18 protein-coding genes and 1 pseudogene are annotated in these 21,098 nt (G+C 57.0%); 16 read left to right on the top strand and 3 right to left on the bottom strand.

What is annotated here, in order from left to right; all coding sequences use genetic code 11:
* Positions 1-4: 4 nt before the first annotated feature.
* The 3 genes from EPD59_RS07810 to EPD59_RS22355 all read left to right on the top strand — a co-directional run bounded on the left by EPD59_RS07810 (position 5) and on the right by EPD59_RS22355 (position 1,480).
* Positions 5-262, top strand: coding sequence for a hypothetical protein (locus EPD59_RS07810; RefSeq protein ID WP_133272294.1), 258 nt, complete (start codon positions 5-7; stop codon positions 260-262).
* A 127-nt stretch (positions 263-389) separates the two neighbouring features.
* Complete coding sequence (locus tag EPD59_RS07805) at positions 390-1,145, top strand: AI-2E family transporter (protein WP_240731667.1); 756 nt, start codon at positions 390-392, stop codon at positions 1,143-1,145.
* A 2-nt stretch (positions 1,146-1,147) separates the two neighbouring features.
* A complete protein-coding gene (locus tag EPD59_RS22355; protein WP_240731666.1) occupies positions 1,148-1,480 on the top strand; it encodes an AI-2E family transporter in 333 nt (110 codons plus the stop codon).
* A gap of 24 nt (positions 1,481-1,504) precedes the next feature.
* Here the strand turns inward: EPD59_RS22355 and EPD59_RS07800 are convergent, their stop codons facing one another.
* From EPD59_RS07800 to EPD59_RS07790, 3 genes are all read right to left on the bottom strand, one after another.
* Entirely contained in the window at positions 1,505-2,209 is a 705-nt protein-coding gene (locus EPD59_RS07800; protein ID WP_133272293.1) for a PD-(D/E)XK nuclease-like domain-containing protein, read from the bottom strand.
* A 150-nt stretch (positions 2,210-2,359) separates the two neighbouring features.
* On the bottom strand, positions 2,360-2,737 hold the full coding sequence (locus EPD59_RS07795; RefSeq protein ID WP_133272292.1) for a cupredoxin domain-containing protein: 378 nt from the start codon (positions 2,735-2,737) through the stop codon (positions 2,360-2,362).
* A gap of 152 nt (positions 2,738-2,889) precedes the next feature.
* Positions 2,890-5,223: a heavy metal translocating P-type ATPase gene (locus EPD59_RS07790; RefSeq protein ID WP_133272291.1), complete on the bottom strand. Its 2,334-nt coding sequence runs from the start codon at positions 5,221-5,223 to the stop codon at positions 2,890-2,892.
* Positions 5,224-5,728: 505 nt separating this feature from the next.
* Here EPD59_RS07790 and EPD59_RS07785 point away from each other — a divergent pair.
* From EPD59_RS07785 to EPD59_RS07740, 13 genes and pseudogenes are all read left to right on the top strand, one after another.
* Positions 5,729-6,202 carry a hypothetical protein gene (locus EPD59_RS07785; RefSeq protein WP_133272290.1) on the top strand — a complete coding sequence of 158 codons (474 nt, stop codon included), beginning with the start codon at positions 5,729-5,731 and terminating at the stop codon, positions 6,200-6,202.
* 181 nt (positions 6,203-6,383) lie between these two features.
* Positions 6,384-7,445, top strand: a complete 1,062-nt coding sequence (locus EPD59_RS07780; protein ID WP_133272289.1) for a heavy metal-binding domain-containing protein — start codon at positions 6,384-6,386, stop codon at positions 7,443-7,445.
* A 244-nt stretch (positions 7,446-7,689) separates the two neighbouring features.
* On the top strand, positions 7,690-7,827 hold the full coding sequence (locus EPD59_RS21550; RefSeq protein ID WP_165963517.1) for a hypothetical protein: 138 nt from the start codon (positions 7,690-7,692) through the stop codon (positions 7,825-7,827).
* A 17-nt stretch (positions 7,828-7,844) separates the two neighbouring features.
* Positions 7,845-8,852: a TolC family protein gene (locus tag EPD59_RS07775; RefSeq protein WP_133272288.1), complete on the top strand. Its 1,008-nt coding sequence runs from the start codon at positions 7,845-7,847 to the stop codon at positions 8,850-8,852.
* A complete protein-coding gene (locus tag EPD59_RS07770) occupies positions 8,849-9,448 on the top strand; it encodes a hypothetical protein (protein ID WP_133272287.1) in 600 nt (199 codons plus the stop codon). Before EPD59_RS07775 ends, EPD59_RS07770 begins: the two co-directional genes overlap by 4 nt.
* Positions 9,445-10,605 (top strand): efflux RND transporter periplasmic adaptor subunit, encoded by a 1,161-nt coding sequence (locus tag EPD59_RS07765; RefSeq protein ID WP_133272286.1) that lies wholly within the window; start codon positions 9,445-9,447, stop codon positions 10,603-10,605. The genes EPD59_RS07770 and EPD59_RS07765 overlap by 4 nt, the downstream gene beginning before the upstream one ends.
* Positions 10,606-10,785: 180 nt before the next feature.
* Complete coding sequence (locus EPD59_RS22350; protein WP_240731665.1) at positions 10,786-10,926, top strand: hypothetical protein; 141 nt, start codon at positions 10,786-10,788, stop codon at positions 10,924-10,926.
* Complete coding sequence (locus EPD59_RS23140) at positions 10,896-11,441, top strand: efflux RND transporter permease subunit (RefSeq protein ID WP_262712932.1); 546 nt, start codon at positions 10,896-10,898, stop codon at positions 11,439-11,441. The genes EPD59_RS22350 and EPD59_RS23140 overlap by 31 nt, the downstream gene beginning before the upstream one ends.
* Positions 11,327-14,047, top strand: a complete 2,721-nt coding sequence (locus EPD59_RS07760; RefSeq protein ID WP_262712931.1) for an efflux RND transporter permease subunit — start codon at positions 11,327-11,329, stop codon at positions 14,045-14,047. The genes EPD59_RS23140 and EPD59_RS07760 overlap by 115 nt, the downstream gene beginning before the upstream one ends.
* Positions 14,048-14,318: 271 nt before the next feature.
* Positions 14,319-14,701, top strand: a pseudogene (locus tag EPD59_RS07755) (response regulator).
* On the top strand, positions 14,698-15,744 hold the full coding sequence (locus tag EPD59_RS07750) for an adenylate/guanylate cyclase domain-containing protein (protein WP_133272285.1): 1,047 nt from the start codon (positions 14,698-14,700) through the stop codon (positions 15,742-15,744). The pseudogene EPD59_RS07755 and the gene EPD59_RS07750 overlap by 4 nt, the downstream one beginning before the upstream one ends.
* 165 nt (positions 15,745-15,909) lie before the next feature.
* Positions 15,910-17,406, top strand: coding sequence for a M28 family peptidase (locus EPD59_RS07745; protein ID WP_133272284.1), 1,497 nt, complete (start codon positions 15,910-15,912; stop codon positions 17,404-17,406).
* Positions 17,407-18,033: 627 nt separating this feature from the next.
* Positions 18,034-21,093 carry a SusC/RagA family TonB-linked outer membrane protein gene (locus EPD59_RS07740; RefSeq protein WP_133272283.1) on the top strand — a complete coding sequence of 1,020 codons (3,060 nt, stop codon included), beginning with the start codon at positions 18,034-18,036 and terminating at the stop codon, positions 21,091-21,093.
* Positions 21,094-21,098 lie beyond the last annotated feature (5 nt).

Genomic DNA, 21,098 nt, shown 5'->3' with positions numbered 1-21,098 from the left:
TGCTATGGCTATTCCTACACCCAACGTCAACCCGAACCAGCTGGTCCGCTATATCCTGCAAATTGATGCCATGCGGGACACCGAAAGCATTGGGCAGGTGCGCCAGCTGCTCACCGGCCTCAAGCTGCTCGTAGACCGGATAGAGCCCGGCGAAGTGGAAGTTGCCGTCACCCACCCCGATTCGCCCGGCCAGGATGATATTCGCGAAGCATTGTTAAAGGCCGGCATTTCGGTGCAGAACATCACGGCCCAAACGGGCTAGCATACACAGGCACTACTGGGGGGCAAATTCAACCAGTTGACCCCGATAAAACGCTGCCAGCCGGGCAACGTATTGAGGGCGTGCCTCTCCCTGCGGGCGTCCTCTCTTTGCCACTAATTCCTATTGCATGCGAAGCATTTCTCTGGTCCGTGTCAATGGTTTGCTACTACTTGCCTTGCTGGCGTTGGCCCTGCTTTATTACGGCCGATTATTTCTGATTCCGGTGGCATTTGCCATTGTGCTGGCCATGCTGCTGGCGCCGGTTAGTCGGCGGCTGGAAAGCTGGGGGCTAGGGCGCGGACTTGCTTCTTTCGTTTGCCTTGTGCTGCTGTTGTTGGTTATTGGGGCCATGGGCTGGGCCATTGGCGAGCAGGCCGCCAATATTTCCGAGCAGCTACCCCAGATTCAGGCCAAGCTACAGGAGCTTTTAGGTCAGGGCCAGCAGTTGATTCAACGCGAGTTTGGCGTCACGCCAAAAGCTCAGATTCAGTTTGTACAGGAGCAGATCAGCAAGATTGCGCAGTCGGCTAACCGCTACCTCACTACTTCTCTCAAAGGCATTTTTGGGTTGCTGGGGGGCTTTGTGCTGGTGCTGTTGTACTTATTCTTTCTACTGTGGCAGCGCAGTAAGTTCCGGGAGTTTTTGCTGCGACTGGCGCCCGCCGAAAACCGCTCCGAGTATGCCCGGATGCTACACCAGATCCGCCAAGTGTCGGGCCAGTACCTAGTGGGCCGCATGATTTCCGTTATTTTTCTGGCTGTGTTCTACGCCATCGGCTTTTCCATCATCGGTCTGCAGAATGCCGTGCTGCTGGGCCTCATTGCGGCTTTTCCCACCATCATTCCGTACGTGGGCGCGTTCGTTGGGGGCTTTTTCCGTTGATAATGGCCTTAGTTAGTGGCTCCTCCGGTCAGGTGTTGCCAACGGTCGGTATTATGGTGGCCGCGCAGGTTATCGACAATAATATCATCGAGCCACTAGTGATGGGGGCCAATTTGAACCTGAGCCCCATCTTCACTATCGTTGCCGTGGTGCTCGGCGAGCTGATTTGGGGCGTACCGGGCATGATTCTGTTCGAGCCCCTTTTCGCTATCATCCGCATCATTTGCTCCCACGTACCTGCCCTGCACCCGTACGCGTTTCTGCTGGAAGATGAGGTGGAAGAGCCGCAGTGGCTTCAGAAGTTGAAGCACGCTTTCAGCCGAAATAAAACCTAACAGCCGGGTTCGTTCAGCCCAGTTTTACTCTCCGTTCAGCCCCTCGGTTATCTCGCGCACCGCTTCCGACAAATGGGCGGGCACCTCGGCTTTAGGCTGGAGCAAACGCAACAGACGCAGGTATTTGGCCCGGCCATCCCCCAGCATCGTCCGCGATACTTCCACGGTGAAAATCTTGAAGGGCTCCACTTTTTGAACCCCTACTAGCAGAAACCGGTCGGCGTGGAGGGCATCAAGGTAGAAGGCGGCCTGGCGGTCGTAGTCGTAGCCGGAGCACTGCCACAGGAAGTGGTCGTAGTCGCGGGCGTTGGTGGTTTTAAAGTCGATGATGGTGTAGCCACGGTCGGTTTCGGGCACTACAAGGTCGGCACGCAGCTTACAGACGGTTTGGGTAGAAGGCTCGGTGAAAATGCAGCTCGGCTCAGGCACGCCAGTGGCTAGCAGTTCCTTTATTTCGGGGTTAAGCTGCACGCCTTCTACCATCCACCACACCAGCGTATCGTTGATACCGGGCAGGCCGGGCTCGTACAAAGTAGGCTCCAGCAAGGCCGTATGAAATGCGGTGCCCAATCCTAAAGCGCCTGACATAGAAGCCGGCTTCTGGTAGCGCCCGTTCAGGGCATCGCGCAGCCGCGAGAGATCGGAGTTGGCAATGGCTGGCAGTGCACGGTAATCATCGTAGGGCAGGCGCAGCAGATCGGGGCGGCGGAAGGGGTCGGTTTCGGTCATGGCGTTGTAACAGCAGCATACGCAGGATAGCTCCAGCGTAGTTACTTAATTATGCGCCCGAAGGTCGAAAAAAAGCCCCCCAGCTTCGCAAATAACCTCAACCGAAAAACCCCAAAGTCGGGAATCAAACACCCCTGATTGAATAACCCGTTACTTCACAACGAGTTGGCCGCGTAGCATGTGCATCCCGCAGGTAAACTCGAATGTGCCCGCCTGCCGGGGCAGCAGTTCCACGGCCGTCGTTTGGAAAGGCGCCAACTCACGGCGAATCTGAAAATCGGGCAGCAGCAGTTCCTCGGAGCAGCTGTTGTCTTCGTCGCGGTAAAAGTTCAGCTGCACGGGCTTATCCTTTTCCACCTCAATTACATTCGGCGAATAGCCGCCCTTCACCATAATATCGACCTGCTGCACGCCGCTGCTCGAGGATACAGCCGTGGCTACTTGGTGCGGGGCCATAAAGAAGAACCAGCCGACGAAGCCAATGGAGGCCATGCCCCCAAGCAAAACAATGATTTCAGTTGTGTCCATGATTTTCAAACAGTATTACTACAACCTGCCAAAATTCCGTCCGTCATGCAGAGCGGAGCGAAGCATCTCGGCAGCGGTAGTAGGATTACCAACCTAATATCAGCACGCGAGATGCTTCGCTCCGCTCTGCATGACAAACGACAAATCAACGACTACACCTTAGCGGCGCGCAGCCGTAGCGAGTTGGTGAGCACCGACACAGAGCTGAGAGCCATCGCGGCGGCAGCTAGCATAGGCGAGAGCAGCCAGCCAGTGAAGGGATACAGCAGGCCCGCGGCAATAGGAATACCGAGCGTGTTGTAAACGAAGGCGAAAAACAGGTTTTGGCGGATAGTGCGCATAGTTTGGCGCGAGAGACGCAGCGCCGTGACTACCCCGTTGAGGTCGGAGCGCATGAGGGTGATGCCGGCGGCTTCCATGGCTACATCGGTGCCGCCGCCCATCGCTAAGCCTAAGTCGGCCTGCGCCAGCGCGGGAGCATCGTTGATGCCGTCGCCGACCATCGCTACGATGCGGCCTTCGGCTTGCAACGCCTTCACTTTACTGGCTTTATCCTGCGGCAATACTTCGGCGAAAAAGCGCGTAATACCTACTTGTTGAGCTACTTTGGCAGCGGTTTGCTGATTGTCACCGGTCATCATAACTACTTCCAAGCCCTGCCGTTGCAGTTCCCGAATAGCCGCCGCCGACGTTTCGCGTACGGTGTCAGCCACGCCAAATAAGGCGACAATTTGCCCCCCAATGGCCGCATAGAGCACCGTTTTGGCCTCATCCAGTAATCGGTCAGCGGCTTCAGTAGAGGCAGGAGTTAGTAGTACGTTATGTTCCTCTAGCAGCCGACGGTTGCCAATAAGTACCCGCTGGCCTTCTACCGTGGCACCAGCACCGCGGCCTTCATAGGCCTGGAAATCAGCAGCAAGCAATGATGCCACGCCCTGCGCATCCGCGTAGCGTACCACAGCCTCAGCCAACGGATGTTCCGACTGCCGCTCCAGCGCCGTTAGCATAGCTAACACGGATGCCTGATCCGTGCTGGGGGGCAAATTCAGGGGAATAAAGTCCGTCACGGCGGGCTCGCCGCGGGTGATGGTACCTGTTTTGTCGAGCAGCACGGTGTTTACCTGATAGGCTTTTTCCAGCGCCTCCGCATTGCGAATCAGCACACCATGTTCAGCCCCTTTGCCTGTACCGACCATGATGGCCGTGGGCGTGGCCAAGCCGAGCGCACAGGGACAGGCAATGATGAGCACCGCCACAAAATTGACCAAAGCCAGCGGCAAACGAGTAGCCTCCGGCGCGGCCAGAAACCAGACTACGAAGGTCGCAATGGCAATCATGACCACGATCGGCACAAACACGGCGCTCACCTTATCAGCGAGGCGCTGAATGGGTGCGCGGCTGCCTTGGGCTTCTTCCACCAGCTTCACAATTTGCGCCAGCATGGTTTCGTGGCCTACTTTGGTCACTTGGAAGCGGAAGGAGCCGGTTTTATTCAGCGTAGCCCCAAATACCGGGTCTCCGACCTTCTTTTCTACCGGCAGACTTTCGCCCGTCAGCATAGCCTCATCCAGCGCCGAGCGGCCTTCTGTGATAACGCCATCGGTGGCCACTTTTTCGCCGGGCCGCACAAGTACGATGTCATTCAGCCGAACTTCTTCGATAGGAATATCAACTTCCTGACCGTGGCGCACAACGCGGGCCGTTTTGGCTTGCAGATCCATCAGCGCCCGAATGGCGGCCGACGTACGTTGCTTAGCCCGGCTTTCCAGCACTTTACCCAGCAGAATCAGGGCAATGATGGTGGCCGTGGTGTCGTAATACACCTCCGGCATCAGGCCTTGGCGCATAAACCAGTTCGGTATCAGCGTGGCCGCGAGGCTATAGAGAAATGCCGCGCCAGTACCCACGGCAATAAGCGTATCCATGCTGGCGGTGCGGTGGCGCAGCCCATTCCAGGCCGACACATAGAACTCGCGCCCGCTATACAAGAGCACGGGCAACGTGAGCAGCAATTGTACATAGTTGAGTACCGGCATCGACACGCGCTGCATCAGCGCCGGCCACAGCATAACCATAGACAGCGGCATGATGATGGCCGCCAGGGCAACTGCTACCCAAAACCGGCGCAGCAGTTTGCGATAAGCAGCCGCTTTGCGCTGAGCCAGTTCCTCGTCGGAACCCAGCACCCCAGCCGCCACCGGCTCGTGCACGGCGTATCCGGCCTGCTCCACCGCCGCCCGCAGACCGGCCTTATCTATCTGAGTAGGCAGAAACTCGACAGTCGCTTTTTCGCTGGCCAGATTAACGGTAGCGCGCTGCACACCGGGCGTACGACTCAAGGCGCGCTCCACAAAATTGGAGCAGGAAGCGCAGGTCATGCCCTCTATATTAAGCGTTGTGGTTTCAGTGGTAGTGTTGGGGGGCAAATTTGCCGGCTCGCCGGGAGTCGGCACTTGCGAAGGCGATGGTGCTGACGTAGTATTCATAAAACAGGGAATTTCATTGGTAACAAAAGCTGGGACTGAAAACGTCCAAAACGCTATACAAAGTAACGTCTGCCAGCCCCAGATGGAGGTGCGCAATTCGCGCTAGGAAGTACAGAGTTCTGCCTTTGCGGCGCATTTGTTTTCTCAACATGCGCTTACCCGTCCGTCATGCAGAGCACAGCGAAGCATCTCGCGTGCTGATGTCAGGTTACTAATCCCGCATCAGCACGCGAGATGCTTCGCTGTGCTCTGCATGACCGTCTTAAATTAAAGTCACTATCCCCTTTTCGGCAGGTTCATAATTAAGCTCAGAGCTTATAGAACTATGGCTCTTAGTCCGGCAATCGGAGGCACTGCTTCCTTTAGGAATGGCTGCATTCTGATATCAGTGAGGCTTAAAGCGGCGCAATCGACTTTCAACGCCGCATTTTTGCCCTTCCCAGCAATCCATACTGATTTGCTTGGCAGTGAACAACTGACGTAAGTTTGTCGTTAAGAATTCGCCATGTACAAACTCACTGCTCCTGTTCGTCGTCGAGTGGCCGCCAGCTTGCTGGGGGTCTTTCTGAGCGTGTTCGCGGTGCAGTTTCTGTGCTTGTGCTTTGGCGTGCAGGCCCGCAGTCTGCCTCAGTATGTGGCGGCCACGGAGCAGCACAGTCACGCCACGAGCACTCCGCACGAGCACAAAGCAGTTTCTCATCATCACGATCAGGACCACGCTTCGGGCGATGAGCAAGGACAGAAGGACGAATGCTGCCGCGACAAAACCTCGACTTTTTTCGCGTCGCTCACGCATCCGCCCAAGGTTAGCTTCGATAAGGCAATGCCCCTGCACCTGGCGCTGCCTCCAGCCAGCAGCTTTGCACTAGCTCATTTTGAGGCTTGGGACCGCACGCAACCTGTGTTGCTGGTGCCACCCGCCCATCTGAAGCCCAAGATTCCCGATATCCGGGTGTTTATTGGTTCCCTGACTATTTAAGGTTTCGCGTCTGAAAAGGTCCGCGCTGCCCCGGCTTGTCCGTGGGCTGGCGCGGACCTTTTCGCGTGTCTGATCAAGCTTTGAGCCCCGTTGCACTGCAAGCCTCCCTCCTTCCACCCTTCCTGACTTCACACAAAAAGCCCCCAGGGCTTCATTTCGCATTTATAACATGCTCCTTTTTATGAAAAACCTATTGTCTGTGGGCTTGCTCCTGGCTGGCCTCTCCCTCTCGACCACCAGTTGCTCTGATAACGCTTCAAACAGCTCGCAAACCGCCGCCGATGGCCATGACCACGGCACGGAGGCAAGCGCTACCCACGCCGGCGAGCATATTTATACCTGCCCGATGCACCCCGAAGTAGTGAGCAACGAGCCCGGCAAATGCCCTAAATGCGGCATGACCCTGGAACACACCGACGGCGCCAATAACGATGGCAAAACCTACCGTATGGTGTTTACTTCAGCGCCCGCTCAGCTTGCCGCTGGTAAGCCCGTCACCTTGTCTTTCCTGCCTCAGATCGAAGGTCAGGAAAAAGCGCCTGTGCCGCTGGCTATACTACACGAGAAGAAAATGCACCTCATCATCGTGAGCAAAGACTTATCGGAGTTCTACCACGAGCACCCCGAGTTCACGGCCGATGGCAAGTATAATGTGCCTTTCACCTTCAAAACCGGCGGCGACTACGTGCTCTACCAAGACTATCAGCCGGAGGGCGGCGCCCACCAGCTGGGTCGCCAGGAAGTGGCTGTTGCCGGTCCGAAGAAAGAGCAGGTAAAGTTTACGAATGACCAGATGCGTTGGCAGAAAAACGGCTACGAGGCTGTATTGTCCTTCGATAAGGCTGTGCAAGTTGGTCAGCCTTTGGCCTTACAAGTGAACGTGAGCCGCAATGGTCAGCCCGTTACCAACCTCGATAACTACCTCGGCGCGCTGGGTCATATGGTGATCATCAGCGAGGACACGAAGCAGTACTTGCACGTGCACCCCGGCGACGCGGGCGCCAACCGTGGCCCCAGCATCGGTTTCCAAACAGGCTTCGAGCAGGCCGGTATATACCGCGTTTTCCTCCAGTTTAATCATGGGGGGCAAATTCACACTGCCGACTTCACCGTGAACGTAGCCCCAGCCGCCGGCGCCACGGCCGCCGCCACCTACGAGTGCCCCATGAAGTGCGAGGGCAGCGCCAGCACCCAGCCCGGCAAGTGCCCCGTGTGCAACATGGACTTAGTAAAGAAAAGCTAAAGCCATCCAGTAAGGCCGTCATGCAGAGCGGCAGCGAAGCATCTCGCGTGCTGATGTTGCCAAGCTAATCAACGAAGCGAGCGAGATGCTTCGCTGCCGCTCTGCATGACGGCCTTACTGGATGGGATCAAAGACGAGAATCAAGAAGTAACAATAGAGTCAATTCTCAGTGAATAAACTCCTTGAATATTCATGTAAACACTTCAAGCTGAGGCTACTGGCAGCGCTTGGGATGTTATTGCTTGTGCTTCCGGCGCGCGCCCAGCAAGTGCTTAGCCTGGATAGTGCCCTGGCGGGCGCCTTGCGGGTGAGCCCGGCGCTACGGCAGGCGGGGGCGGAGCAGCGCGAGCAGGAAGCATTGCGGCGGGGGCTTTTTCGCTGATTAATCCGGGCATTATTGTGGAAAGCCCCACGGGGGAATTCTACACGCTGGGCGTTCAGCAGACCTTCGAATTTCCGACCGTGTACACCCGCCAAGCTCAGGTTGGCCGGGCGCAAGTGACGTTGGCTCAGCGCAACCAACAGATTAGTCGCAATACGGTGCAGCGCGAGGTACGCCTGAGCTACTTGGCTCTGCAAATAGCCGAAGCCCAACAGCGCCAGCTGGCCAGCCAAGACAGCCTCCTCCGCACCCTCGCTGCCGCCTCCGAGCGCCTCTACGCCGCCGGCGAAGTCGATTATTTGCAGCGCGTAAGCACCGAGGCCGAATCAAGGCAAGCTGCCAACCGTCTCCAGCAAGCCGCCGCCGACCGCCGCGCTGCCCAGGCCCGGCTGGGGCTGCTCCTGGGCCAGTCCACCGCCGAGCTGACCACCGGCGCCGATTTAGTGGCCTTGGGCACAGTGATTTTGCCCCCCAGCCCGGTCGCAACCGCAACGGACAGCGCACAACTTCAAGCTAATCCGCAGCTGGCGTTTGCGTTGCAAAACATCGAGGTGAGCCGCTTGAATCTGCGTTTGGCGCGGGCGCGAGCCCTACCGGGCGTGATACTCGGTTATCAAAACCAAGGGGAGCGGGATTCGCCCATCAAGAACCGCTTTCAGGCGGGTTTGTCGCTACCACTTTATTTCTGGACCTACCGCTCACAGGTGCGGGCGGCCGACGCCCGCTTGCAGGCGTCGCTGGCGCAGCGGGCAGCTACTACGTTGGAAGTCAGTCGCGAATCCCAGCAGGCCTTGGCTGACGTAACCAAGTTTGAAGCCAGCGTGCGCTATTTTCAGCAAACGGGCTTGCCCCAGTCCACGACCATTATCAGCACGGCCCAGCGGTTATTCAAGGCCGGAGAAGTTAGCTACTACTTGTTCGTGCAAAGCGTTAATCAGGCCTTCCAGATCCGCGCCGACTACCTCGCTGCGGTGCGTGGGTATCAGGAAGCGCTTATTCAACTCAACTTTTTACGCGGCCAATGAAACCCTATCTGCTAGTCATTCTGCTCCTTGGCGCCCTGGGTTTTGGGGCGCCATCCGCCACGGCCCACGGCGGCGAAGACCACGGCGAAACCGCCACTGCTTCGGCGGCGGGCGCGCAGTATTTCTCGGTTACGAGCCAATCAACGCAGTTTGAGCTGCTGCTGCGCTACGAGCCCATAAAGGCCGGCGAGCCCGCTCATTTGCGCCTGTTTGTATCAGATTTTGCCACCAACGCACCCATCTCCGGTGCCCGCCTCACCTTCACGGTGCCCGAAAACGACAAACTCCAATTCGCGGCCACGCCCCAAGGACCCGGCGAGTATTTGGTGGAAGGCCAGTTTCCTGCCAACCAAGCGTATAGCCTCACGGTGAACATTGTAGCTGGCAAGCGGGCCGATTTAATGCTTCTCAAAGGCATAGAGGTGGGTAAGGAACTTCCCGTTGCGGCGGCAGCACCAACTACAGAGTCATTTCTGACTTGGAAAATGGGTTTACTGCTGCTGGGGGGCTTTTTGGCGGGCGTCGCCCTTACCGCTTTGCTTCTCCGCCGCCGCACCCGCGTCACCAACGCCCAACCGCCCTTGGTACACTCATGAAAACGTCCCCAAAACCATTCTTCCGCCACTGGAAAGCAGCCAGCCTCCTGCTGACAACTCTGCTTTGTGGCCTGTTCGCAGTTTTCCTGCCCCCGCCGCGTCCGTTGGCAGCCCACGGCGGCGAAGACCACGGCGCAACGGCCACCGCTTCGGGCGTTACCTCCGGCGCCCCAGATGAGGTAGTTATGCCCAAGGAAAGCCAGTTTCTATTTGAGATTCGCACCCAGCTAGTCACCTCCGACACCCTACTCACGCGCCGCACCTTGCTGGGTCAAGTGACGGCGGCGCCCGGCGGCGAAGGCCGCGTAGTTGCGCCCCAAACCGGCCGTTTGGTGTCGCTGAATGTGCGCGTAGGGCAGAACGTGCGGGCCGGCCAGGTGCTGGCGGTGCTCGATCAAACCCTGGCTGCCACCGAGCAGATTGGTCTGGCCACCGACCGCGCCAATGCCCAGGCCGAACTACGCGCCGCCCAGCAGGATTACGCCCGCCTCAAAAGCATCGAGGATATAGCCGCCCGCAAAGACGTGGTGGCCGCTGAGCTGCGCCTACGTCAAGCCCGCCAAAACGCTGGCATTCTAAACAACCAAAGCAGTCAGCGCCGCGTCGAGCTACGGGCTCCCATTATGGGCACCGTCGATGTGTTCGGGCTGGCTGTGGGGCAACAAGTAAATCAAGGCGATGACCTGCTGCGCGTTATCAACCCTGGCCAGCTGTATGTGCAGGCGCAGGTGTTTGCCGCCGACATGAGTCAGGTGAATGAAGCCGGCCGGTTTGTGATTGAAGGTCTGCAAGATGGCACCTCGGTACCGGCTCGCTTAGTGTCGTTCAGTAACGTGGTGAACCCCGTAAATCAGGCCCGCGAGCTGGTGCTGTCCGTGCAGGGCAACACCACGCTCCGACCTGGCCAAAGCGTAAACGTGCGCGTCCAAACCCGCGGCGCCGAAGCCCAACTTACTGTCCCGACCAGCGCTGTCACCGACGTCGGGGGGCGCCCAGCCGTCTTCGTGCACACGGCCCCCGAGGTATTCAAGCTCCGCTACATCCGCCCCGGCGCCGCCGACGATCAGCAAACCACCATCGCCGAAGGCTTAAGCGAAAACGAGCGAGTAGTGACGCAGAATACCTATCAGCTGAAGTCAGTGTATTTGAATCAGTAATTGCATTTATACCCTAAACAGGTGGTCATGCAGAGCGCAGCGAAGCATCTCGCGTGCTGACGTTGCAACGATAACCCAATCGTTAGCACGCGAGATGCTTCGCTACGCTCTGCATGACGTTCTTTTTGAATAAAGCTCTCCTGTCAACTCCGCGCTGCCAGAACAACGCTCGCTCCACCCATGCTCGACCGAATCATTCGCTTTTCCCTTGAAAACCGCCTGCTCACGCTGGCCTTCGCCCTAGCGCTGCTCGTGGGGGCTTTGCTACGTTGCGTGGCCTACCCGTCGATGTGCTGCCCGACCTGGACCGCCCCCGCGTAACGGTATTCTTGGAGGCACCCGGCATGGCCCCGGAAGAGGTAGAAGCCCTCGTGACGCGGCCCGTGGAAACGGCCCTCAACGGCGCCACCGGCGTAGAGGCGGTGCGCTCCAACTCGGCTGTGGGACTGGGCATGGTGTTCATCGAATTCAACTACGGCACCGACATCTTCACGGCTCGGCAAATCGTGAGCGAGAAGCTGCAAACGGTGCAGGAGCAGTTGCCCGAGGGCATCTCGCCGGTGCTGGGTCCTATTTCTTCCGTAATGGGCCAGATTATGCTCGTCGGCCTGACGAGCGGCCACACCCCGCCGGCCACGAAGGATACAATTGCCCCCAGAACCAGCCAAAGCCCGAACAACACATCAACGCCGCTGACCTGCGCACCCTTGCCGACTACACCGTGCGCCAGCGTCTGCTCAGCATTGCGGGCGTGGCCCAGGTCATCCCCATCGGCGGAGAGCAACGCCAGTATCAGGTGCTCGTTGATTTGCCCCGGCTTAATGCTACAGGCTTAACTATCAATCAGCTGGAAGAAGCCCTGCGCCAGTCGAACCTGAATACTACCGGCAACTTTTTCGACCGCAATGGCTCCGAAGTACTCATTCGCAACTTAGGCCGCTTGCGCTCGGTGGAGGATATCGAGAACATTATCGTGAGCTACCGCGACGGCTCGCCTGTGACGGTGAAACAAGTGGCCACGGTGCAGTTTGGGGGACGTTTCAAGCGCGGCGACGGCAGCGTAAATGGCCAGCCGGCCGTCATTCTCAGCATCGAGAAGCAGCCCGGCGCCAGCACCCCCGAGCTCACCCGCCAAATCGAAGCCGCCCTCGCCGACTTACAGCCTTCCCTGCCGACCGATGTGCGTTTCAACACGCGTTTGTTCCAGCAGGCCGAGTTTATCAATGCCTCGCTGACCAACGTGGAAGAAGCCCTGCGCGACGGGGCCATTCTGGTAGTGATTGTGCTGTTCGCTTTCCTGCTGAACGTGCGTACCACCGTTATTTCGCTCACGGCCATTCCGTTATCCTTGCTCGTTACGGCCCTAGTATTCAAGCTGGGGGGCATTTCTATCAACACGCTTACGCTCGGCGGCCTGGCAATTGCTATCGGTGAGCTGGTGGATGACGCGATTGTAGACGTGGAAAACGTCTTCCGGCGCTTGCGCGAAAACCGGCAGCTGGCCCAGCCACGCCCGGCTTTGCAGGTGATTTATGAGGCTTCCAGCGAGGTACGCAACTCCATTGTGTACGCCACCATTATTGTGGTGCTCGTGTTCCTGCCATTGTTTGCGTTGTCGGGTATGGAAGGGCGCATTTTTGCCCCCCTGGGCGTGGCCTACATCACCAGCATCATTGCGTCGCTGTTCGTTTCCTTGACCGTGACGCCGGTACTGTGCTATTATTTGCTGCCCAAAATGAAGATGCGCGCCGAGCAAGACAGCCGCTTGGTGCGTTGGCTGAAGGCGAAGGATACGCGCCTGCTGAGCTTCGGCTTTCGGCACCCCAAGCTGATTCTGGGCACTACCGGACTATTGTTTGTGCTGGCGGCGGCCATGGTACCTTTCTTTGGTACTGAGTTTTTGCCGCCCTTCAACGAAGGCTCGCTTACCATCAACTTCTCCGCCCCCGCCGGCACGTCGCTGGCGGAGTCGAACCGCCTGGGCACCATTGCCGAAAAGCAGATGCTGCAAGTGCCGGAAGTGGCCTACACGGCCCGCCGCACCGGTCGCGCCGAGCTGGACGAGCACGCCGAATCGGTGAACAACTCTGAAATAGAAGTAGCTTTCAAAACCGACGCGGAGTTGGAGAAAGCCGGCTTGAAGCGCCGCGAAAAAGACGTCATCCTAACCGATCTGCGCCAGCGCCTGAGTTTGCTGCAAGGCGTCAGCGTGAATGTGGGACAGCCCATTTCTCACCGCCTCGACCACCTGTTGTCGGGCGTGCGGGCCCAGGTCGCTATCAAGGTTTTTGGCAACGACTTGCTCGAATTGCGCCGCTACGCCAACGAAGTCCGCGACGTGGCCGCCACGGTGCCGGGCGTAGTCGATTTGCAAGTTGAAAAGCAGGTGCAGGTGCCCCAGCTGCTAATTCGGCCCCGCGAAGACGCTATTCGGGCGCTGGGCCTGCCCCGCGGCGAGGTAGTGCAGGACCTGGAAACACTGTTTCAGGGCGCCGTGGTGTCGCGCATTCTGCAGGGCCAGCAGAGCTTCGAACTTATTGTAAAGCTGCCCGACTCCCTGCGCGCCGACCTCGACCAAATTGCCCAAACTCGTCTCGAAACGCCCAGCGGCGGCTTCGTGCCCGTCAGCGCCGTGGCCGACGTGAGCTACGAGCCCGGTCCCAACACCATCAACCACGAAAACACTCAGCGCCGCATCACCATTTCGGCCAACGTGGCCGGCCGCGACCTGGGCAGTGCCGTGCAGGAAATGCAGCAGCGCATTCGCCAGCAAGTGAAACTGCCCACGGGCTACTACCTCACCTATGGGGGGCAATTCGAAAGTCAGCAGGCGGCCAGCAGCCGGATCCTGTGGCTGAGTTTGTTCTCGTTGGGGGGCATTTTTCTAGTGTTGTACGCCCATTTCAAATCCTGGCTGCTCGTCGCCCAGATTATGCTCAATATTCCGCTGGCCCTTATCGGCTCGGTGGCGGCCGTCCTGCTCACGGGCGGCACGCTCAGCATCGCCTCGCTGGTCGGGTTTATCACGCTCACCGGCATTGCTTCGCGCAACGGCATCATGATGATTTCCCACTACATCCATCTGGTAGAAAAAGAGGGCGAATCGTTCTCCGACCAGATGATACTGCGCGGCTCCCTGGAGCGCCTCGTGCCCGTGCTGATGACGGCGCTCGTCGCAGCCCTGGCCCTCGTGCCGCTTACGTTGGCCAAGGACGCGCCCGGCAAGGAAATTCTGTATCCGGTGGCCGTGGTCATTCTGGGGGGCCTTTTGTCCTCTACGTTGCTCGATATCATCGTCACGCCGGTCGTGTTTCGATTGATGGGTCGCAAAGCCCTAGAGCAATACCGCCAGAACCACTCCGCCCCCGCCCTCACCTCCTCCTTAGACGCACCCCCTTTCACGCCGCTCACCGATCAAAATCCGGCGCCCATAATCCACTAATTTTCCTTCTTCCAGCATTACTTAAGCTATATTCAAATCGTATAGCAAAGCAGAGCGTATGCTGTGCAGCTTGTGGCGCTAGCGCCCAAGTCTGAAGCAACATGCCCGTATGGTTGAAGTCATTATCTTCTGCCCTATTTGGCCTGTTCACTCGCGTGTAATGGGTCTAATGAGAAGGCTGCTTTTCAAAGGTGCGGCCTCTTGTTGTAGCCGATTACTTATTTACGATTTAAAGACAAAATCATCTTCCAGTAGTACTACCTTCGCCATGATGAAAATATTAGTAGTTGATGATGAGCCAGACGTGCGCCAACTATTTGAGCAGCGTTTTCGGCGAGAAATCCGCAATGGCGTGTTCTCCTTCACCTTTGCTTATTCGGGCGAGGAAGCCCTTGAGTACCTGCACGATCACTTCTCGGAAGTTGTCCTGATCTTATCCGATATCAATATGCCCGGCATGAGTGGGCTGGAGCTGCTGCGGCGCATCAAGCAGGAGCACCCTACGCCGCCCCGCCCACGGTGATGATGATTACGGCCTACGCCGACCAGGAAAGCCACCGACAAGCGATGCAATTGGGAGCCAATGACTTCCTCACCAAACCAGTAGACTTCTCAGCCCTGAAGGAAAAGTTGATTTCCATGGAAAAGGCATGAAAACAAAGATTTTAGTTGTAGACGACGAAGCTGATTTAGAACTGCTGATCAAGCAGAAATTCAGGCGCAAAATCCGGGAGAATCAGTACGAGTTTCTGTTTGCCAGCAACGGGCAGGAGGCGCTTTCCCGCGTGGCCGAAAACCCCGATACGGATATTATTCTCTCCGATATCAATATGCCCGTCATGGATGGGCTCACTATGCTTACCAAGCTGCACGAGGCGCATACGGCCATCAAAACCGTAATGGTATCGGCCTACGGCGACATGCAGAATATCCGCACGGCCATGAACCGCGGCGCCTTCGACTTTGTGTGTAAGCCAGTCGATTTCAATGACTTAGAGCTCACCATCGAGAAAACCATCGTGCAGGTAAAGCAGCTGCGCGAAACGCTTCAGGCAATTCAGGAAAACAACATCCTGAAGATGTACGTGGACGAGACGGTGCTCAATTTTATGGCCCGCCCTGACTTTGAGAACAAGCTATTGGCTAGCGAAACAGTTGATGCCACGGTCGTTTTCATTGATATCTGTGGCTTTACCTCCTTGTCGGAAGTTTTGCCCCCCGGCGATGTGGTGAACATGCTCAATTCCTATTTCGATAAAATGGTGCGCGAGATTATCGCACACAGTGGCTACATCGATAAGTTCATGGGCGACGCAGTAATGGCCGTATTCCGGGGCGAGTACCACCTCGACCGCGCCATCGACGCGGCCCTCTCGGTGCGCAGTCTGATTGCCGCCAGCCCCGGCACTCTCACCGATGGCTCACCCTACCAACCACAGGTGTCTATCGGCATCAATACGGGCGAAATGGTGTCCGGCAACATCGGCTCTGCCTCGCTTAAGCGCTTGGATTACACCGTAATTGGCGACACTGTAAACGTAAGCCAGCGGCTGCAAGGCGCCGCTCAGCCCGGCCAGATTATCGTTACCGAAGCGACCTACAACAAGATAAAAGAGTCATTTCAGTGCCGTCAGGTGGGTGAGGTCAGCCTGAAGAATAAGTCGAAACCCATCATGACTTACGAGGTCGTAGCCTAGAATTAATTCCTCATCAAATACTAGAACGTCATGCAGAGCGGCAGCAAAGCATCGCGCTCGCGTCGTTGCAACGGTAACTTCAACGAAGTGAGCGCGATGCTTTGCTGCCGCTCTGCATGACGTTCTTTTGTAAAGTCTTTGTCAAAGCGTTCTCCTCCTACCTCCATGAAACACGCTATACTTTCTCGTTTCCTTCTGTCCGGAAGTTTGCTAGGGCTGTTTCTCCTAAATAACGGCGCGGCCACGGCCCAGCGCAGTCCGTTTGCCGGCGACAAACGCTCGGCCATTAAGGAAGAAGATCTAAAACGCGACTTGTTTGCTATTGGCGGCGACCATTTCCGGGGCCGGGAAGGCGGCACGTTAGACGAGCTAAAAGCCTCTGCCTGGATAGCGGAGCAGGCCCGTGCCATCGGCCTCCAGCCCGCCGGCGACGATGGCACCTATTTCCAGTTCTTTCACATTCAGCGCACCCGCCTCACCAAAGACAGCCGCCTGAGCATTGGTACGCACCAGCTCACCCACGGCAAAGATGCCATGATTTTGGCCCCCGGTGTGGCTACTATAAATGCCCCCCTGGTATTTGTGGGTAATGGTACGGCGGCTGAAATGGCCAACATCGACGTGAAAGGTAAAGCCGTAGCTATTCTGTTTTCGGGCACGCCATCAGCTGACTTAAGCTACCGCCGGTTTGTGGGGCAAACCATGCGCGACAAATCTGTGGAGCTAGTGAAGGCAGGTGCTGTGGCTGTTGTGTTCGTGTCGGATGCGCGAGCCCAGAACTTATATGAAAACTGGACCACCAGCTACGAGCGCGGCCGCTACAGCTTGCCCGGCGAGGTTGCCACCAAAGTAGTTGAGCAGGCGCCCACCGTTTGGCTGCCCGCCGATGCGTTAGCTTGGGTCCGCCAGCCGGGCCAGCAGCTGACGGCTACCCTGAAAGTGGAAACCTTCGCGTATCCATCGGTAAATATTGTGGCGACAGTGCCCGGCACCGACGCGCAGCTGAAAAAGGAAAACGTGCTGTTCAGCACCCACCAAGACCACGACGGCGTGCGCAAAATCGTGGCCGGCGACTCCATCTGGAATGGCGCTGACGACAACGCTACGGGTTGCGCGGCATTGCTCGCTACGATGCGCGCTTTTAAGCAAAAGCCAGCCAAGCGCACTGCTCTGTTTGTGTTTCACGGCGCCGAAGAGCGTGGGTTGCTAGGCTCGCGCTACTACGCTACCCATCCTACCGTGCCGCGTGAATCAATTGTGGCGGTGCTGAATGCGGAAATGCTGGGCCGCAATGCTCCGGATAGCGCGGCGTTGCTGGGCTCGCAACCGCCCCATCGCAACTCCCTTGGCTTGGTCAATACGGCTCTGGCAGCCAACCAAGCCAGCGCCCAATTTAAACTCGACACGCTCTGGGACAAGCCCACTCACCCCGAAGGCTGGTACTTCCGCTCCGACCATCTTTCCTATGCCCGCCTCAATATTCCATCTATCTGCTACACCACGCTGCTGCACAAGGATTACCATACGCCTGAAGACGAGCCCGAGCGCATTAATATTCAGAAACTAGCCGGCGTCACCCGCTGGATTTACCTAACGGGCTGGGCCGTAGCCAACCAAAAGGAGCGCCCCGCTGTAGACAAGGATTTTAAGCTGGAACGATAGCCAAAAATCACGCTGGGGGGCTTTTTTGGCCTTAAATCCTGATTATCAATAGGCAAATTTGCTGCGGCAGAAAGCATAGAGGTTGACGATGAACTCGTCAACCTTTTTTGTGCCCTCTCAGATAGCCATTTAATACTGCCCAGACACAACCTTACGCAGTCTAGAACAGTACTGCTTGTACGGCTGCAGTTATTTGCTTCGTTCGCTCTAAACAAAACAAACAGCCGATAGCTAGTACCGATCTGCTGGATTAGGAAAGACAGAGACCCAGGCTATTCGAAAAGCCCCCTGCCCAGCCCGACGCGGCCCTCCTACATGATGAGCAAATGGTTGCGTGTTTTTTCGATTCGCTGCCTGTCGTTTGAGTACCCTCCGTGCGTAGGAGGCCCGATTAATATCGCTGCTGCATTATATGCAGAGCCAACAAGCTTCTTCACCTTTTCCAGTGCTACGTGTCATCTAGTAAACCCAAGACTTGGAAGTGACCCGCAAACGATTGCGCTTTCCTCCTGATTTGGTTGCAGTTATACAACTGACGAGTAATGCCTGTAGTCTCCAATTAGGAGCTCATTCCGGCATTTGAAGTACTCTCTGATTTCTATTTCCCACTCCAAACCCTTCCTTTATATGCACCCTCTTCTACACTTCCCTGGGCTTCCTAGGTGTGTTAAGCAGCTTACGGCCCTTGCGGCGCTCGGGGCCGTTTTGTGCGTCGGTAGCGCCCCAGCCTACGCCACCGCTGCATCCTCGGCTATTACCACCCTGGCCCAAACGCCGGCCGACATTACCGTAACCGGCCGCGTAATTGACGAAACGGGCGGGGGCCTGCCCGGTGTAAACGTAGTGGTGAAAGGCACCAGCAACGGTACCGCTACCGATCCTGAGGGTCGCTACACTATCACCGCCCCGGATAACGGCACGCTGGTTTTCTCCTTTGTGGGCTACAACCCGCAGGAAGTAGCCATCGGCGGCCGTACCACCATCGACATTAATCTGGCGCCTAATACGCAGGCCCTCGGTGAGGTGGTTGTTACGGGCTACGGTACGCAAAGCAAGCGCGACCTCACCGGCGCCGTGGCCCGCGTGGAAGGCACTGAGATTGTCAATCAGCCCGTACAAACGGCTACCCAAGCGTTGCAGGGCAAAATCTCTGGGGTACAAATCACGAATAACGGTGCTCCTAACTCCCAGCCCGTCGTGCGTATCCGAGGAACGGGTACCCTGCTGGCCGGCGCTAACCCGTTGTATGTGGTAGACGGCGTGCAAACCACTGATATCCGCAACCTGAGCAACGCCGACATTGCAACCATCGACGTTCTGAAAGATGCGTCGGCGGCAGCTATTTATGGTGTGCGGGGGGCAAATGGTGTTATTATCATCACCACCAAGCAGGGCAAAGAAGGCAAACCGGTGCTCAGCTACAGCGCTACGGGGGGCTTTAAGCAAGCAGCTCGCTTAGTAGATATGGCCAGCGCCGACCAGTATGTGAACTACTTGGGTGATGTTTCGCCTAGCACCAACATTCCGAATTTCACGGGCACTACCAACTGGTACGACGAGATCCTGCGCCGCAGCACCTTTCAGAATCACAACATAGCCGTGTCGGGTGCGAGTGAGAACGTGCGCTACTACTTCTCTGGCAATTTGCTTCAGGATGACGGGATCGTCATCAATAACAAGTTTCAGCGCCTGACGGTACGTTCTAACACCGCCTTCGATCTTTCGGATAAGGTAACGATCAGCTCGCAGGCATCCTTTAGCCACGCCAATACGCGCGACGTCAACATAGGAGCCGCTTATGGCAACGCCTACCGCGCGGCCCCCATTATCCAGTCCAAAGTAGGCGACCGGTACGGGAACACCTCCGCCTTCGGCAACGTCGGTAATCCGTTGCTGGATATCGAGAAGAACAACAATAAGTCGTTGGAAAACCGCTTGCAGAGCACCGTGGCCGTAGACGTAAAGCCCATTACTGCGCTTACCCTCCGCTCGGCCATCAACCTCGACCTGAACTACAACAACCGTCGCGTGTATGACTACCAATACCGTAATGATGAGGTGACGTTCCTGACTTCCGGTGGCAACCAGCGCTCAGATCGTAGTAACCTCAACGTGACGCAGAACAATAACTCCCGCTACCTCTGGGAAAACACCGCCACGTATCAGCAGCGCTTCCTCGATAAGCACGACCTAACGGTGTTGGTAGGTACTGTGGTAGAGAAAGGCTTTGACAATCAGTTTTCGGCCGCCCGCCGCGATGTTCCCGTCGACCCGGATCAGTGGTACTTAAATGCTGGCGACCCGAACTCTTCGGTGAACGGTTCGGCAGCCTCGAAGGATAGCCGGCTATCGTACCTCGGGCGCATCAACTACGCCTTCCTCGACCGTTACCTCTTCACCACCAACCTCCGCCACGATGCCACTTCGCGGTTTAACCGCGACCAGCGCAACGGCTTTTTCCCCTCAGTGGGCTTGGGCTGGGTAGTGTCGGATGAAGCCTTTTTGAAAGGCAACACGGTGCTGAACTTCCTGAAGCTGCGGGCCAGCTACGGCCAGCTTGGCAACGACCAGATTCCGGCTGATACCTACATCGTGACGGCTAACTCGAATATTCCTTATGTATTTAATGGCCAGCCAGTATTGGGAGCCACAATTACGGAAATTAAGGACCAGGACGTGCGCTGGGAAACCACCACAGAGTATGACTTCGCAGTAGAGTTTGGCTTGCTCGACAACCGCTTGACGGGCGAAGTAACCTACTACGACAAGACTACTTCCGATGCCCTCATTCCGATTAACATTCCCGGCATCTTAGGCGACCCCAATAACCAGTTTATCACCAACGCCGCCGATATCACCAATAAAGGCGTGGAAACCTCTCTTAACTGGCGCACCAGCATAGGCGAAAGCCCCGACTGGAGCTACAACATTGGCGTGAATGCCACCTTCAACAAAAACCGCATTGCCGAGCTAAACGGTGGGCAGGCGTTGTTTGCTGGTGCCAACAACGTAACGCGCTCCGACAACGGCGTGGCGGCGGGCAGCTTCTACCTGCTCGATGCTATTGGCGTGTACCAATCGGCCGATGAAATTGCCAACGGCCCCCGCTCCACTTTCAATCCTCAGGTGGGCGACTTAAAGTATGCTGACACCAACGGCGACGGCACCGTCGACTTGCTCGACCGCTCTTACTTCGGCTCGTATCAGCCACCGATCTATTACGGTGTGAATGGGGGGCTAAATTTCCGGAATGTGGATTTCTCCTTCGTGTTTTCGGGCAATCTGAACAACAAGGTGTACAACGCCAAAAAGCAGGCGCGCAACGCCAGCACCGATAACGTCGAAGCTGATTTCGCTAACGACCGCTGGACGGCCGCCAACCCGTCCAACTCCGACCCTCGGTCCCTAATGAGCAGCATGCCCAACTCGACCTACTTTCTGGAGTCGGGGTCGTTTTTGCGCCTCACCAACGTGGTACTAGGCTATTCAATCCCAATAGCTGCGCTTGAGCGGTTTCGCATGACTTCGCTTCGTGTATTTGCCGCTGCCCAGAACGTGTTTACGGTAACCAACTACAGTGGCTTCACGCCGGAGCTGTCCGGTGGCCCCCTCGATTCAGGCATCGAACTAAACAGCTACCCCATCAGCCGCACCATCACGGTAGGGCTGAACGTCAACTTCAAATAAGCTAC

The organism is Hymenobacter radiodurans (assembly GCF_004355185.1).
Taxonomy (GTDB): Bacteria; Bacteroidota; Bacteroidia; order Cytophagales; family Hymenobacteraceae; genus Hymenobacter; species Hymenobacter radiodurans.
This window is presented reverse-complemented; position numbering and strand designations above follow the sequence as displayed.